Origin of the sequence: Williamsia deligens (assembly GCF_024171765.1) — a bacterium.
Taxonomy (GTDB): domain Bacteria; phylum Actinomycetota; class Actinomycetes; order Mycobacteriales; family Mycobacteriaceae; genus Williamsia_A; species Williamsia_A deligens.
The window spans coordinates 469,685-484,481 of the sequence record NZ_JAMTCI010000001.1 but is presented as its reverse complement, the minus strand read 5'-3'; the positions used below and the strand labels follow the sequence as shown (position 1 = coordinate 484,481).

Annotated in this window: 13 protein-coding genes; 8 read left to right on the top strand and 5 right to left on the bottom strand. The window is 66.0% G+C overall.

All coding sequences use genetic code 11. The features are described from left to right. Positions 1-93: 93 nt before the first annotated feature. Positions 94-1,299 (top strand): kynureninase, encoded by a 1,206-nt coding sequence (locus LX14_RS02215; protein WP_253645651.1) that lies wholly within the window; start codon positions 94-96, stop codon positions 1,297-1,299. 43 nt (positions 1,300-1,342) lie between these two features. Here LX14_RS02215 and LX14_RS02210 read toward each other — a convergent pair whose 3' ends face one another. Continuing rightward, positions 1,343-2,047 carry an alpha/beta hydrolase gene (locus LX14_RS02210; protein ID WP_253645650.1) on the bottom strand — a complete coding sequence of 235 codons (705 nt, stop codon included), beginning with the start codon at positions 2,045-2,047 and terminating at the stop codon, positions 1,343-1,345. Positions 2,048-2,093: 46 nt separating this feature from the next. Then, complete coding sequence (locus tag LX14_RS02205) at positions 2,094-5,162, bottom strand: DEAD/DEAH box helicase (protein ID WP_253645649.1); 3,069 nt, start codon at positions 5,160-5,162, stop codon at positions 2,094-2,096. 76 nt (positions 5,163-5,238) lie between these two features. On the opposite strand from LX14_RS02205, the gene LX14_RS02200 reads away from it, so the two are divergent. Further along, positions 5,239-5,829: a GNAT family N-acetyltransferase gene (locus LX14_RS02200; protein WP_253645648.1), complete on the top strand. Its 591-nt coding sequence runs from the start codon at positions 5,239-5,241 to the stop codon at positions 5,827-5,829. Between the two features lie 16 nt (positions 5,830-5,845). Here LX14_RS02200 and LX14_RS02195 read toward each other — a convergent pair whose 3' ends face one another. After that, positions 5,846-6,421: a hypothetical protein gene (locus LX14_RS02195; RefSeq protein ID WP_253645647.1), complete on the bottom strand. Its 576-nt coding sequence runs from the start codon at positions 6,419-6,421 to the stop codon at positions 5,846-5,848. A gap of 194 nt (positions 6,422-6,615) precedes the next feature. On the opposite strand from LX14_RS02195, the gene LX14_RS02190 reads away from it, so the two are divergent. Further along, positions 6,616-7,341: a hypothetical protein gene (locus LX14_RS02190; protein ID WP_253645646.1), complete on the top strand. Its 726-nt coding sequence runs from the start codon at positions 6,616-6,618 to the stop codon at positions 7,339-7,341. A gap of 10 nt (positions 7,342-7,351) precedes the next feature. On the opposite strand, the gene LX14_RS02185 is transcribed toward LX14_RS02190, so the two are convergent. Beyond that, positions 7,352-7,672 carry a hypothetical protein gene (locus tag LX14_RS02185; RefSeq protein ID WP_253645645.1) on the bottom strand — a complete coding sequence of 107 codons (321 nt, stop codon included), beginning with the start codon at positions 7,670-7,672 and terminating at the stop codon, positions 7,352-7,354. Between the two features lie 186 nt (positions 7,673-7,858). Between LX14_RS02185 and LX14_RS02180 the strand changes: the two genes are divergently transcribed. The 5 genes from LX14_RS02180 (at position 7,859) to LX14_RS02160 (ending at position 12,864) form a co-directional block, all read left to right on the top strand. Further along, positions 7,859-8,185 carry a hypothetical protein gene (locus tag LX14_RS02180; RefSeq protein ID WP_253645644.1) on the top strand — a complete coding sequence of 109 codons (327 nt, stop codon included), beginning with the start codon at positions 7,859-7,861 and terminating at the stop codon, positions 8,183-8,185. After that, positions 8,182-10,455 (top strand): TPR repeat domain-containing protein, encoded by a 2,274-nt coding sequence (locus LX14_RS02175; RefSeq protein WP_253645643.1) that lies wholly within the window; start codon positions 8,182-8,184, stop codon positions 10,453-10,455. Before LX14_RS02180 ends, LX14_RS02175 begins: the two co-directional genes overlap by 4 nt. Before the next feature lie 115 nt (positions 10,456-10,570). Continuing rightward, positions 10,571-11,242 carry a hypothetical protein gene (locus tag LX14_RS02170; protein ID WP_253645642.1) on the top strand — a complete coding sequence of 224 codons (672 nt, stop codon included), beginning with the start codon at positions 10,571-10,573 and terminating at the stop codon, positions 11,240-11,242. Positions 11,243-11,454: 212 nt separating this feature from the next. Then, positions 11,455-12,093, top strand: coding sequence for a hypothetical protein (locus LX14_RS02165; RefSeq protein ID WP_253645641.1), 639 nt, complete (start codon positions 11,455-11,457; stop codon positions 12,091-12,093). A 132-nt stretch (positions 12,094-12,225) separates the two neighbouring features. Continuing rightward, on the top strand, positions 12,226-12,864 hold the full coding sequence (locus tag LX14_RS02160) for an SOUL family heme-binding protein (RefSeq protein ID WP_253645640.1): 639 nt from the start codon (positions 12,226-12,228) through the stop codon (positions 12,862-12,864). On the opposite strand, the gene LX14_RS02155 is transcribed toward LX14_RS02160, so the two are convergent. After that, positions 12,865-14,733, bottom strand: a complete 1,869-nt coding sequence (locus LX14_RS02155) for a DNA/RNA helicase domain-containing protein (RefSeq protein ID WP_253645639.1) — start codon at positions 14,731-14,733, stop codon at positions 12,865-12,867. Positions 14,734-14,797: the final 64 nt, after the last annotated feature.

Genomic DNA, 14,797 nt, shown 5'->3' with positions numbered 1-14,797 from the left:
CGTGCCGAAAATAGTCGCCGAGCGTGCCGAAAGTGTCCGCCGACCGTGCAGAAGTTGTGCCACGCGTGCCGTTCCGGTGCGACACTGGCCTCCATGACCCGTCCGGACGCCGCCGAGCTCGACGCCGCCGACGTCCTGGCGGAGCACCGGGCGTCGTTCGTCGACGGTGGCGGGGTGTCGGCGTACCTCGATGGCAACTCACTCGGCCGACCATTGAAGGTCACCGGGGAGAACGTGCGGCAGTTCGCCGAGCGCGAGTGGGGTGGACGTCTGATCCGCGGCTGGGACGAGGGATGGTTCGACATGCCGACGACACTCGGCGACCGCATCGGTGCCGCGGTCCTCGGAGCAGCCGCCGGTCAGACTGTCGTCGGTGACTCGACGAGCGTCCTGATCTACAAGCTCGCCCGCGCCGCCCTGGCGATGCGCCCGGGTCGCACGGAGATCGTCATCGACCGCGACAACTTTCCGACCGACCGCTATCTCATCGAGGGGATCGCGGCCGAGACCGGCGCGACGATCCGCTGGATCGACACCGACCACGACAGCGGTGTCACCGTCGACCTGCTCGACGCAGCCGTCACCGAACGCACCGCTCTCGTCGTCGTCAGCCACGTCGCCTATCGATCAGGGTTCCTGCTCGACGCCCCCACGGCGGCCCGGATCGCGCGGGACCGCGGCGCGCTGTTGCTGCTCGACGTCTGCCACTCCGCGGGATCCGTTCCGATGCAGCTCGATTCGTGGGGTGTCGACCTCGCCGTGGGCTGCAGCTACAAGTACCTCAACGGCGGCCCCGGCGCGCCGGCATTCGCTTATGTGACGAACCGGGTGATCGGTGAACTGTCGCAACCGATCTGGGGGTGGATGGGCGCGGCCGAACCGTTCGAGATGGGCGACGGCTACGCTCCTGCGCCGGGCATCCGACGGATGCTCACAGGCACGCCCCCCGTCCTGGGGATGCTGCCCATCGCCGACATGCTCGACGTCATCGAGCAGGCGGGCATCGACGCGATCCGCGCGAAGTCCGTCGCGTTGACGGAGCTGGCCATCTCGCTGTCCGACAGCGTCCTGGGTCCGCTCGGGGCAACGCTCGCCTCACCCCGCGATCCCGACAGGCGCGGTGGTCACGTCACCATCGACCACCCGTCGGCGCGTGAGGCAGTCGCGCGTCTGTGGCAGCAGGGAGTCATCCCCGACTTCCGCCGGCCCAGCGGCGTCCGCCTCGGCTTCAGCCCGCTGAGCACCAGTTTCGACGAGGTCGAACGCGGCATCGAGGCCCTGGCTCTCGCCCTCGGCTGAACCCCGCCGAGCGGGCCGAAACCGCCCGCCGAGCGTGCAGAAACTACCCCGCGACGCGGTGCTCGATCGCCGCGAGCACCTGCGACCACAGCCGGTGCTGGGGAGCGATGATGTCGAAGTGGTCGCCGGGCGCCGACACCTGCACCAGGTCGTCGCCGGCTTCCCCCGCTGCTCGCGCATAGTCCCGACTGATCGCGAGCAGGTGCGGGTCGTCGTCGTGGCCACACGCAATGACCTGCGGGACCCGAAGCGGCAGACGGTGACGCGGTGACGACGCGACGTCGTCGGGGTTGCCGGCGTCCCACGGGTGCCCGAGCGCGTTCTCGACAGCGCCGTCGCCGAGCCGCAGCCGGTGCGCCTCCTCGAGGTCGATGACCCCCGCCAGCGACACCGCGAGCGCGGGCGCCGGCGCGGCGTCGGCCGCTGCTCGCAGCGCCAACTGCCCACCGGCCGAGTGCCCGATGACAACGACAGGCCCGTCGGGAACCACGGCGGCCAGTGCCGCGGCGAGGTCGGACGTCGTCGCTTCCCACCCGTGCGCGTCGGGCCGGCGGTACTCGACGTTCCAGGCCGTGACACCGGAGGCGGCGAGTGCCTCCGCCATCGGTTCCATCAGGTCGGCCTTGTACGGCGACCGCCAATACCCGCCGTGGACGAGCACCGCGGTCCACCGCGGGTCGCCGGTGGGTCGCGTGACGTCGATGTACTGATCGGGATGGGAGCCGTAGGAGACGGTGTCGCGGGCCATGTCACCAGTGTGCTCACCTCCGGCCTCGGTGAAACACAGTCCCCGCTCATCCGCCCAGCATCCCTGCGATGTCGCCGGCGTCGATCGCCGATCCGAACACGTCCGCGTCACCGACAACAGCGTCGAAAAGCGCGCGTTTGCGCTCCTGCAGCGCGACGACCTTCTCCTCGATCGTGTCCGCCGAGACCAGGCGATACACGCTCACGGGCCGGGTCTGACCGATGCGGTGTGCGCGGTCGACGGCCTGCGCCTCGGCCGCCGGGTTCCACCACGGGTCGCAGACGAAGCAGTGGTCGGCCTCGGTGAGGTTCATCCCGAACCCGCCGGCCTTGAGGCTGATGAGAAACACCGACGGTCCGCCGACGCGGAACTGTTCGACCTCCGACGCCCGGGCGTGCGCCGACATCGAGCCGTCAATGTACCTCACCGATAGTCCCTCCGCCTCGAGACGGTCACGCACGATGCGCAGGAATCCGGTGAACTGGCTGAACACCAGCGAACTGTGGCCCGCCTCGACGAGTTCGGGCACGACGCGGGCGAGGTGGTCGACCTTGGCCGACGCGACCCCCGCGTGGTCGTCGTCGACAAGCCCGGCGTGCAGGCTCAGCTGACGCAGCATGGTGAGCGAGCTGAGGATCGCGATGCGGTTGCGTTGGAAGTCGTCGAGCAGGCCGAGCAGCCGCTGCCGCTCCCGGTTGAGCCGTGCCCGGTAGATGCGGTCGTGGTCGGGATGCAGGGCGAGCACCACCGTCTGTTCCTGCTTCGGTGGGAGGTCTGCCGCGACCTCGGACTTCGTGCGTCGCAGGACCACCGGCTTGATCCGACGCTGCAGCAACGACAACCTCGTCGGGTCGCCACCGACCTCGATGGGCTTGCGGAAGTACCGCGTGAACACCTCGGCCGCGGGGAACAACCCTGGGACCGTCAGCGACAACAACGCCCACAGCTCCGACAGGCTGTTCTCCATCGGCGTGCCGGTGATCGCGAGGGTGAACGGAGTCTGTAGCCGGCGTGCGCACTGATGGGTCTTGCTCGCGGAGTTCTTGACGAACTGCGCCTCGTCGAAGATCGCTCCCGCCCACGAGATCGCCGACAGCTGCGCGAACTGCAGCCGGAACAGGGCGTACGACGTCACGATGATTCGCGCGCCGGCCACCGACTCGGCGACCGTTCGCCCACACCGCTTCTCCGAACCCAGGATCCCGACGGTCGCGAGATCCGGGACGAAGCGCTCCGCCTCCGACAACCAGTTCCCGACGACACTGGTCGGCGCGACGACGAGAAACGGCGAGGGGCTGTCCGCGTGTGCGATGAACGCCAGGGTCTGCAGCGTCTTGCCCAGGCCCATGTCGTCGGCGAGGATGCCACCGATCCCGTTGCGCCACAGAAACGTCAGCCAGTCCAGCCCGCGACGCTGGTAGTCCCGCAGCTCCGCCCTGACCGCAGACGGGACCGCCACCGGAGTCGGCGGCTCCGCCGAGGCGAGGTTCGCGATGCGGCCCCGCCATTCCGACAGCTGTTCGTCGACGACGCCGATCCCCAGCACCTCATCCCACAGGGATGCGTTCATCGAGTCTCGACGGACGCGACCGTCGCGGATCTCGCCGAGGGCTCGTGCTTCGGCCAACAGCTCGGACAGGCGGCGCAGCTCCGGGGTGTCGAGCCGAAAGTAGACGCCGGACGGCAGGAGCATGTGCGTCGCGCCGCGCGCCAGCTCCGACAGGACGTCGGGCAGGGGCACGGGCTCACCGTCGATGTCGACGTCGATGGACAGGTCGAGCCAGTCGGTGCGCACGTCGTCGGCGCCGAGCCCGAACGACACGACAGCCGCACGTCGCGCCGGTCGGAGCCGACCGATGTCCCCGTGGACCTCGACGAGGATGTCGCCTCGCGCTCGGAGCTCGGGCACCACTTCGCCGATCAGCACAGCCGCCTCGACCGGGGACAGCGTGTAGACGCGGGCGAGCACCGACGTCGGCGCCTGTGTGATGTCGCGGGGGAGTGGGTCGAGCCGCTCCATCCATGTCCTCGACGCCCACACGTCCTGCTGCTCGTGACGGACCGCCTGCTCCCACCACCGCGTGGCGAGGGCGACCGTCCGCTCGAGCGCGTCGCGCACCGAGTCCCACAGGGTCAGCTCGGCCGCCACGTCCCGGAGCGGGTCCTCGTCGATCTCGTACCGGGCGTCGAATTCGCGCCACCGCTCGTCGACGAGGTAGCGCACCGTCCACTCGATCCGCGCTGTGCCGTCCACCGCGACGTGGACGACCAGAGCGGGTGTCGGTGGCGAGATCACCTCGCCCTGGACGGACTGATCGACCCGGACGTGCACCCGCTCGCGGATCGCGGGGAGATACGACGAGACGAACTCGTCGACGTCCCGGCGGGGGACGTGGACCGGGTTGCCCGCGATGAGGTCGCGGACCAGCGGATCGGTGTCGAGGAGGCCGGCCAGATACAGCGTGGTCGTCCCGAAGACGGCGACGCCGTGCGGCCGATCCCCGAACCTCATCGCCGACGACGTGCCGCGGTGCGGGGCGGGGACCGTCACCGACGGATGGATGGTGACACCGCCGTCGGCGTCCGCCACGAGTTGTAGGCCCGGCGTCACCGGGTCGACGACCTCGACGCCGTACACCTGAAGAGACCTGTCCGGCTCGATGGTCACCCCGGCGTCGACGGCCCGTCGCAAGAACTCCCACACTTGCGGCGACGACCGGCCCAGGCTCGCGGTCACCGAACGATGTCGGGCCCTGCCCGTGCACGTGACCGCGGCCAGCGCGCGGACCGCCGCCAGATGCTCGGGGTCGATCTCCTCGAGGTTCGTCGCAAAGATGTCGTGGGGACCACCGACAGCGAACACCTCGTCCCAGTCGATCTCCCGCCGGCCTCGGAGCCCGAACTCACTCGGCACGGTGATCCGCAGAGCCAGATCACACATTCCCGTCTCGTCATGGACGGGCTCGAGGACCAGCGTCAGCGGCCGGTGGGATGCGGTGTCGTCGTCTACGGCCGGCGTCAGCCGTGAACGCCAGTCCTGATGTGCGGCAGGGCCGCTGATCTCGGGGAACATGGACGTGACGCTGCTGCGCACCCCCGACAGATCCATCTCCATCCGACCCCCTTCGATGACGTTGTCCCCAGATCGCTGTGCGTCCCCATGTCTCTTGCCGCACCCCGACGTCTGCGCGATGCTGACCCCCATGACGTGGGAGACCCATCCGGTCACGCCGGACCGCTTCGACGACTTCGCCGACGTCATCAACCCCAACCGTCGGACGACGCACTGCTGGTGTCTCTCTCATCGACTGCAGGCGAGGCAGATCGAGGAGCTCGGCCAGGGCTCCCGGGAGCGCGCCGCGCGAGCCCTCTGCGAGCGGGACCACCCGCCCGGCGTCGTCGCCTACCGCGACGGGGTGCCGGTCGGCTGGTGCAGCATCAACCCGCGCGCTGACACCCCGCGCCTGGTGCAGAGCAAGCTCATACGCCCGCTCGACGACACGCCCGTGTGGAGCATCATCTGCGTCGTCGTGCGCGGCGGTCACCGCAAGCAGGGTGTCGCCCGCCAGGTCATCCAGGGCGCGGTCGACTACGCCGCCGCGCACGGCGCGCCCGCCGTCGAGTCCTACCCCGTCGACCCGCCGGGCCGCATGGACCTGACCATGGCGTTCGTCGGCACGCGAAAGATGTTCGAGGCAGTCGGTTTCGAGGTCGTCGGACAGACCGACGCCGTCGCCTCGAAGATGCCGCGCCTCATCATGCGGAGAACACTGCAGCCCTGAGCGGCCTGGAGCCGAGTCAGTCGAGGAACGGCCAGAGCAGGTTGTGCTCGGCGTAGTCGATGCGTTCGAGCGGGTCGTGCTCGGGCAGCTCGAGCCCGGCCTGCGCGAGAAGCATCGCGTCCACGAGGTGCAGCGACAGCGTCTCGCCGCCGTCGACATCCGACCCCCCGATGCGGATGTCGACGCGGGACGCCCCCTGCGGGGGAGCGGTGAGCTGGCGGGTGGAGCCGTCGAGCCGACGACACCGCTCGATCCACGGGTCGTGCGGCACGAGGCACAGCGTCTCCGGCCCGTCGTCCCGCGAGACCCGCACGGGCACTGTCGCGGGGGCCGTCGCCGTGAAGTCGAGCCAGACGGCGTCCCCGCGCCAGACCGGGACCAGGAACTCGGCGCGCCCGGCGAGTCCGACGTCGTCGGCCGGCCGCACCTCCAGTGCACCGAGATCAGGCAGGACCCTAAGCCGACCGCCCCCGATCAGTGTTCTCCGGACCCCGATGGTGAGGCACCCCTCGAGCCCCATCCCCTCCAGGTCCAGACCGATACCGTCGCCGCGTATCTCGGCGACCACCCGCTGCCTTTCGTCGAGTCTCATGTTCATTGGATGCACAGAGGCTCGATCCGGTTCCATCGACTTTCGTCGAATCCCGTCAGGTGGTGGTCTGCAGTCCTGTGCGAGGTCCTCACGTTCGTGATCAGGCCCACGACATCCGCAGGTGGTCGGCGCGACGTCGCTCTCTGACGTCCGTCTAGTATCCGTACGCCGACGAATGAGTGGAGGGTGTTGTCGTGAAGAGAGTTGCGCTGAGCGGGATCGTGGCCGTGTCGGTCCTCGCGTCCGCGGCCTGCAGTTCCGGGACGACGACGTCGACCACGCAGGGCGCAGCTGCGGGCGCGTCCGCGTCCGGCAATGCGTCGTCGAAGCCCCTCACTGAGTACCTGCTGCAGCAGTCCGACGTCCCGAGCGGTTTCCAGCAGCAGCAACTGCCGCCGGGTGCGGGCGATGCCGTCGGATCGCTCACCGACGCGACGAAGGGCGCGAAGGTGAGCCCGTCATCCTGTCAGCCTGATCTCTCGAAGTTCGATGCCCAGCAGGCGCTCTCGACACCGAAGGCACTGTTCGCCGACAACTCGACCGGTGCCGCGATCGTGAACGCCGTCAGCACCACAGCGTCGGGCGCCAACGGCTCGGTGGACCAGTTCCGTCGCTACAACCTGGGCGACTGCGCCACCCACCAGATCACCACCACCGTCGGCGGCAACACGGTCACCGCGACACAGAAGGCGACGACGCTCGACATCGACACCCCGGGTGTCAGCGGCAGCGTCGTGGTCAAGACCGAGACCGTCGCGCAGATCCCCGGCTCGTCGACGCGCACCACCGGCCAGTACGTCGCCCTGCTGCCCATCCCCAACGGCGCCGTGCTCGTCAGCGTCTCCAACTTCATGGGCCAGCCCGACGAGTCCGTCTTCCGTCAGGTGGTCACCGCGGCCGCGAAGCGCATCAGCGGCTGACAGCAGCTGCTCACATGATCTGACCGAGCGCTCCTGCGAGCACGAGCATGGCCGGTGCGACAAGAATCAGCGCGCCGATGGTGCGTGCCCGGGCGTCGTCGAGCGCCACCGCGACAACGGCGAACACGATCGTCGCGACCGCGATCCATTGGGCCGCTACCACCCCGCTGTAGTCCGCGGTGTGGGTCCCGTTCTCGAAATCGGAGGCGAACTCTGTGCTCGTCAGCGGTCCGATCAGCGGGATCGGCGCAATGAGTGCACAGACGACGGCAGCGGCGGAGCATGCCGTAGCGATCTGTTGGCGGCGGGTCGGAACAGCGATGGTGTCCATGCGCTCATTCGATCTCTACGGACGTCTGCCGAACAGCGGGGAAATACTCAGCTCGAGCTTTGCGGGTACGGACGTCGCGGACGTCGCAGCGGTGAGTTGTCCACAGGTAGGTCGGCTGTTCGTTTGCACAGATAAGGCGAAGTGGGTGACGATATGCCCGATTGGCGTCGTCGAAGGGATTTGGTTGTGGATTCGGTGAAGGCGGACATCGATCATCTCAATGCGCTGGGGGGAACGCTGCAGCAGTTGTCGTCGGAGGCGGCGGGACTGAAAACCCAGCATGCTGCCGGTTCGGCAAGCACCATGCAGTCGGTGAGCGAGGCCACATCCATCGACAGCGACATCATCGGCGGCGCACTGGTCCCGGCAATCGAGGAGCGGTTGGGTGAAACCGGCGAGATCATGGTCGCCGTAGCGAAGCAGTACCAGGACCGCGACGGTGCGAACAGCCAGATGATCGCGGATTCCTTCAGTGCGGCGACAGGCGACTGGAGCACAGGTGGGACGCCTTGAGCGGACTCACCCGGTCGCAGCTGGAGTCATGGCAGCCTGAGCAGCTCGAGACGATGGCGGCGTCCTGGCGGAAAACCGGGGCGTCGATCGAGTCGCTCTTCTCGCGATACGTCGACGCAGTGAATCAGACCAGCGGGTCGTACTGGGAGGGCATCGCGGCGGAGAGCGCTCAGTCACGCGCGACCGCAGACAAGAAGACCGCCATAAGGGTCGTCGACACACTCGAGAACCTGGCGTCGACGGCCGAACAGGGCTACCACGCGATCGACGCCCACGTAAAAGCCGCGAAGAGTGCGATTCAGGGTGCTGAAAGCAATCAGTTCAGTGTTGGCGAGGATTTCACCGTCACCGACCTCATTGCCGGGCCGCCCTCGGACGGTGCGCGCGAAGCGGCACGCGTCAGCTGGCAGACGGCAATCAACGACGCGGCGATCGCCGCGTTCAATGCCGATCTCACAACCAAGCAGACATTGGACGGACTTCGATCCGGGCTCATCGCCACGTTCACGAACGCGGCCACGCTCAGCGGCCAGCAGGGAACCAGCGATGGCCGTCAGCTGGTGGAGCATCCGAACGATCTGAGCCCCGAGGAGCAGGAGCGCCTCAAAGATGCCGGCAGTTTGACGCCAGACCAGATCGCGCGACTTCAGGCGGGCGACACCGCGGCGATCCCCGCGTCGCAGATGGAGTACATCAACGCGCTGTCGAGGTCGCTGGACGGGAAAAGCCCGCAGGAGATCAAGGCGGCGATGGACAAGATGCCGCCCGAGTCGCGGTCAGCCGTCGCCAACGCGCTGCAGATCGGGTCCAACAGCAAGGTCACCGCCAGCGTGGTGGGCGACAAGGATGTGCCCACGAACGGCGGAATGGCGCTGCTGCCGAAGCAGATGCAGGCCTCGCTGACCCGCGACGACCTCGTTCGAACGTCCACTCCTGGTCGGGTCGGAGCGCCCGGTTCCGGCGCCGCGGACAAACAGTTCGCACTGTCTGGGGTCGCCAACAACCAAGCGATCGCCGCAATCGCGGGAGGTGGCGACCACCGACTCCAAGCGGGTAGCGATCTGGACCGGTCTCTGGCGGATGTCGGCGCAAAGTACCTGCACGCTCAGGTTCAGGTGGAGCAGTCGCCGCACGCCAGCCTGATGGTCGACGGACACGGTGCGGAGCCGGGACACGCCCTGACCGAATCGATTTTCTCCAACATCGGCGACGACAAGAACGTTGTCGCGTCGATGGTCAACGACCCTCACACGGGAATGCAATTTGTCAACGACGTCCAGACACACGGCTGGTCGGACGACGGCAAAGCGGTGGGCCGACTGTTCACGTTCGGCGACAACGATTTCGACAATCCGCGTACCGGCCAGATCATGGAGGCCGTGGCGCGCGCCTCCAGCAGTAACGACGCATGGGCGACGCTGTCGTCCATCCCGGGAACCGACGGCAAATCAGTCGGCGAGCTGAACCCGGAACTGCTACGGACCTTGTCCAAGAGCATGGCGCCCTACATTTCAGACTTGGCCGGAGCGGCGCACTCCCCAGGCTTCAGCACCGGTGACTGGGCAGACGATGGAAATGGAAAGTATGTGGGCGCTGCAAACGTGTTCGCGCTCATGAACACTGATGACCAGGCGGGACAAGTCTTCGACGCCGCCGCCTACAACCATCAGCTTGGCCTGGAGCACACCTACGGACAGAACCCGACTGCGCCTGGTTCGGGTGCAGATCTGGTGGGTGCCGGCCGGGTGCAAGGTCTTGTCGACGAAGGTACGTATCTCGCGGCGCGCGACGAGTACGGCGAACAGGCAGTCCAGCAAGCGTACGAGCGCAAAGAGCAGGCGTTCAATCAGATGAACAACTTGGCCGGTCTCGGCATCTCGCATTTGCCCGTGGGGTCGGACGAGGCTCAGACGGCGCTCAACATGGGTGGCGACCAGTTGAAGAATGCACTGATCGGTTCCAAGCCTGACAGCGGCCCGAGCCCTGACGCACCCGAACCGCTCGGGCCGCGCGTGAATATGAACTATTGGAATGTGCTGCAGGGGGCGGGAAAGCTCGATCCTGCAGTAACGAACGAATTCCCCTGGGCAGTCAACGAGGACGGGACGCTTCGCAGTTATCAGGAGATGCGATCGTCGGGCGTCAACGACACGGATGTCACGAATGGACTCGAGAAGATGTTCAACAGTCTGAACAACCGTCGAGACTCGACGTCCTTCGACGAGGCCTACGACACCGTCGTCCAGTATCGGCACGATGACAAGAAGTAGCGCTGTCAAGGCGATCGTGGTCCTCCTTACGATGGCCGTCCTTGCAACAGGATGTGGAAGCGGTAAACCCGCGAAGCCACCGCGACCGTCTGCATCGGTGGCGAACAGTGCAGACGTGCCCTGGTCCAACGTGTGGTCGGCGTCAACCGGAATTGACCTCTTCACGCGTGGTGCCGAGTTGGTGAGGGCTTCGGTGGAGGCTGGATTGCTCGCGAAAGCCCATGGGCCTGACCACTCGTTCGTCGGCTACCAACAAGCGATCGGTCCTCTCGATTTTTCATACGGTGACCCGCGCCTGAGGAACAAGAATTTTGGCTACGCCACCGAAGGTTTCGACCCCAGCGTTCCGGAATTTTCGGTGATCTACTACCGACTGACCGAGCTGCGAAGCGACGCCTCAAGCATCGACGCGAAAGTCTGTAGCTACGGGTTGACCCCGTATCCGTCTGAGGCCGGCAAGTACCTCTTTCGTGCGGTCTTCGTGACGCTTGAGAAGGCCGCGAACGCTTCTGCCGGGACGTCGGGGGTGAAAGATTCCGGAACGTACGCGACCGGGGAGAAAGGACGAGCGCCGACGTGGAATGTCTTCGCGCCCTGGTCGATCACACAACTCCGTTCGGTTGAGGCTCAGGAGATTCCGGCGAGTTGCGCCGCGTGGTGGGGATCAGTCTTTCCCGACGCGGTCAAGTCGTCGACCAGCAATCAAATGGTTCGACCCTCTGGTGGTCCGATAGCCCCGGACGTTCCTCAATACCCTCGATGGATCGGCCCGTCGGACACCGAGTAGTACGAGCGTGCTAGTTATTCCGGCCTCGATCCCCAGATACCCGCGTCTCGTCGTTTAGTCCAACGTGGCCCACCTATTCGTGCACTCTCGAACTGTGGCTGACGTGCAACTTACGGACGACGAGTTCAAATTGATGTGTCTTTTGCCCGTGGGTGGCGAGACCGAAGGCAACGGCGCCCTCCGGTCGAGACTCGGGTGGCCGAGGACCCGCTATGCGCGAGCGCGAGAGGGTCTACTCGAGAAGCAAGTCGTCATCAAGGGTGTCGGCCGAGGCGGTACCTTGCGTCGAACCGAGCCGGGTGATGGTCGCGGGTCAGAACCTCCACCGGAGCCGGCGATGTACGCGAAACTCCGCGACACCCTTGAGACGGCATGGAGTGAGAACCGCGGTCTTCAGGCCACTCGCCTGCGAGACAACGGCATTTGGGGGACAGCGCCGAACGGGCGGTCGCTGGACCCGGCCCGATTTGGTCGTCGTGGGGTTCCGCCACTTCGAGTTGGTGCCGCCCCGATTCGAACTGATCACCTTTGAAGTCAAGAGGGTCATGAACATCGACGTGCTTGCGGTATACGAAGCGCTCTCCCACAGCCGGGCCGCGACGCATGCGTACACGCTCTTTCAAGTGCCCCAGGAGCTCGGTGACGCGAAACAGGAGCAACTCGCATCTGTGGTGACAATCGCCGCAGAGCACGGCATCGGCGTCATCACCGCAGAGGACCCAGCCGACTTCGAGACGTGGGACGAACTTCAGCCTGCGGATCTCCTCGCATCCGACCCCATTCGGATGAACGCCTTCTTGCAGGAGCAGCTCAGTATCAAAGGGCAGCAGGCAGTCGCTGCTGCGCTGTAACGACTGTGGTCGGCGCCCGTAATGGGTCATCAGGCGGTTCGTGGTCCGGCGTGGCCGGTCGGTAGCGGGAGGAACGAACCCGGGCCGGCCATCGTTCAGAAACTCAGAGATATCCGGAACAGGACCGAGGGGATGAGCGACGTGTTGTCGAGAGTCGTGAACGTTGCCGAGCAGGTGGCCGACGCCGCGCTGGGGATCGTGGGCGTGCGCGTGCTGACCGAGGAGCCGAAGCACACCACGCGCCGGTTGACCGACAGCGTCGAGATCCGTCGGTACGGTCCGCGGATCGCTGCGGAGACCACTGTGCAGGGCGTCGACGAGGAGCAGGCGCGGTCCGACGGGTTCCGTCGTCTGGCCGGCTACATCTTCGGCGGCAACCAGGCGGGCGAGAAGGTCGCGATGACCGCTCCCGTCAGCCAGGGTGCGACAAGCGGTCAGAAGATCGCGATGACGGCGCCGGTCTCGACGTCGAGCGACGCCGACGGCTGGGTCATCCGCTTCTTCATGCCGTCGAAGTGGACGATGGGGACGCTCCCGACGCCGAAAGACGATCGCGTGCATCTCGTCGAGGTGCCGGAAGAGTCCGTCGCCGCAATCAGGTTCACGGGTTCTCGCAGCCCCGATGCGGTCACATCAAAGACGAGGGAGCTGCTCGACGCCCTGTCGGCGAATGGCATTGAGACGACCGGCGACCCGGTCAGCTGGTTCTACGACCCGCCGTGGACCCTTCCCTTCCGACGCCGCAACGAGGTGGTTGTCCCGGTCAGGTAGCTAACTAGTTACCAACTGATGGAGGGCTTCTCGTGTTCTGCGATCGGTCGAGTAGACGACGGTACCCACCATTCCGCGTGTAAGTAGCACCTTGTAAACGTTGCGGACTAGGACGTCGAAGTGTTCGTCGGGGACCTTTACCGAGTTCTTGAAGTCGGGGTCGCGGTTGGCGTGTCGCACCGAAACGAACCGTCCGTCACGCCACAGGAGGTCGGGGCCGATGATCACGCCATTCCAGTCATATTCAAAGCCCTGCGCGGTGTAGATGCACCCGACCTGACCGAACCCGCCGTCGTCGGTCGCCCACAGAGGCGCAGGCGGGGCATCGCCTATTCGGCGGTCGCTCTTGCTGTTCCATGGGCGGGACCAATCCTCGATTTCAACGTCCTCGACGAGCGTTCCGTCATCCCGGGCGTTGCTCCAAGGCCAGCAATAGCCGGCAGTCATACGTGCCGAGTAACCGTCGTCGATTTTGCTGCGCAAAATAGCTTCTAACTCGGTTGGGCTGCCGGCGACGAGAACCTCGAACTGGGGATCTCCCTGCCAACGACTGGGGGGTTCGTCGCGCAGCCCGAGTAATCTTGCAACCCAGAGCATGTACTCCTCGCTACCGCCACAGCGGAACTGTTCACCAAGTTCCACGTGATGGGCAGTGATTCCGAGTCGGGCCGCATATGCCTCGATCTGCTCGCGCGTCCCCATCTCGCCTGGCCGAACTACCTGGTGCTGGTCAAGAAGGAAGACGGGAACACGAGCGGCTGAAATAAGCTCATCGACCTGCGGACGACCGGTTCGCAGCGCGGCCCGCGTATACCGGTCCACGGAAGTCTCGCGGATACGGTGCGCTTCATCCAGGATCAACACATCGAGATCGTTTGTGCCGGCGTCCATGAACTGGTTGAAGTACTTAAACATCGATTGGACTCGCTTGTCGCGGTGGCCTGCAACTTTCCGGAGCGTCTGCGTAAATGATCGCGACCCGGTCGCGTGCAGTACGGTCCGGCCTTGCCGCGACAGCTCCCCAAGCAACGACAACGCGATCACGCTCTTGCCGCTCCCCGGACCACCACTCACCACAATGATTTGCTTCGAGTTTGCGCGCCGTGCACGGTCGACGGCATGCACCACCAGGTCGACTGCGAGCTGTTGGTTGCCGATCAAATGGAACTGTTCGCGATTGCGAACCTCGTCCGCTGCGACCTTGAGAAGTTGCTGCGACGGCGCGACCGCCGAGTTGAGTAGGATGTCTGCAGCCGCTCGGCCGGGTAATGGTGCCAGTCGCGATTTTAGGAAGGCGATCATTGCTCCACGCGTTGCCCCGGTGAAGAACCGCCCAGTTGTCGAGACCGGGACTAAGGTCAAGTCCACGACTGCTGTGGAGTCATTAGCGTTGTGCAGATAAGCCATGCCCGCGAGCGAGTCCGGCTGATATTCGAGCGCACGCGCGAAGTCTGCAATGTAGTTGCAGTATCCGCGCACCTGCAGAACGGGATGCAATTTCGGGCCGCCGGGCATTCCGGGGACCGCCACGAGTTCCGGGTTTCCCTCGAATGAGGCCGCTGCCGACCACTGCTTCAACTCGACAACCACGTACGAAGGCCGGCCGGTCGTCGGGTGGGTACCGGCTAGGACGACGTCGGCTCGTTGCGAAGTCAACGGCAGGTGATATTCGACGAGCATCTCGACGTCGCCGAGTCCCGCCTCACGGAGGTCCCCCGCGAGAACGGGCAGCGACCGCCGCCATGACTGTTGCTCTGCCGGAGCTGGCTTGTACCCCCGCTGGTGCACCATCTGCTCCAAGAGTTGCTCCACCAGAGAGTCTGGATCGGCGAGCGCTACACGATCGGCGGTGGTCCGCAGCAAAGTCACGTTTGATGTCCCCAAGGCAGCACGAAAGGATTCGTGCGGTGGGGGCATGTCCGGTGGCATCGAC

Bases quoted from the DNA above. Each gene is read 5' to 3' on its own strand.
- LX14_RS02215 (WP_253645651.1), top strand. From the start codon at position 94: ATGACCCGTCCGGACGCCGCCGAGCTCGACGCCGCCGACGTCCTGGCG.
- LX14_RS02210 (WP_253645650.1), bottom strand. From the start codon at position 2,047: ATGGCCCGCGACACCGTCTCCTACGGCTCCCATCCCGATCAGTACATC.
- LX14_RS02205 (WP_253645649.1), bottom strand. From the start codon at position 5,162: ATGGAGATGGATCTGTCGGGGGTGCGCAGCAGCGTCACGTCCATGTTC.
- LX14_RS02200 (WP_253645648.1), top strand. From the start codon at position 5,239: ATGCTGACCCCCATGACGTGGGAGACCCATCCGGTCACGCCGGACCGC.
- LX14_RS02195 (WP_253645647.1), bottom strand. From the start codon at position 6,421: ATGAGACTCGACGAAAGGCAGCGGGTGGTCGCCGAGATACGCGGCGAC.
- LX14_RS02185 (WP_253645645.1), bottom strand. From the start codon at position 7,672: ATGGACACCATCGCTGTTCCGACCCGCCGCCAACAGATCGCTACGGCA.
- LX14_RS02165 (WP_253645641.1), top strand. From the start codon at position 11,455: ATGCGCGAGCGCGAGAGGGTCTACTCGAGAAGCAAGTCGTCATCAAGG.
- LX14_RS02160 (WP_253645640.1), top strand. From the start codon at position 12,226: ATGAGCGACGTGTTGTCGAGAGTCGTGAACGTTGCCGAGCAGGTGGCC.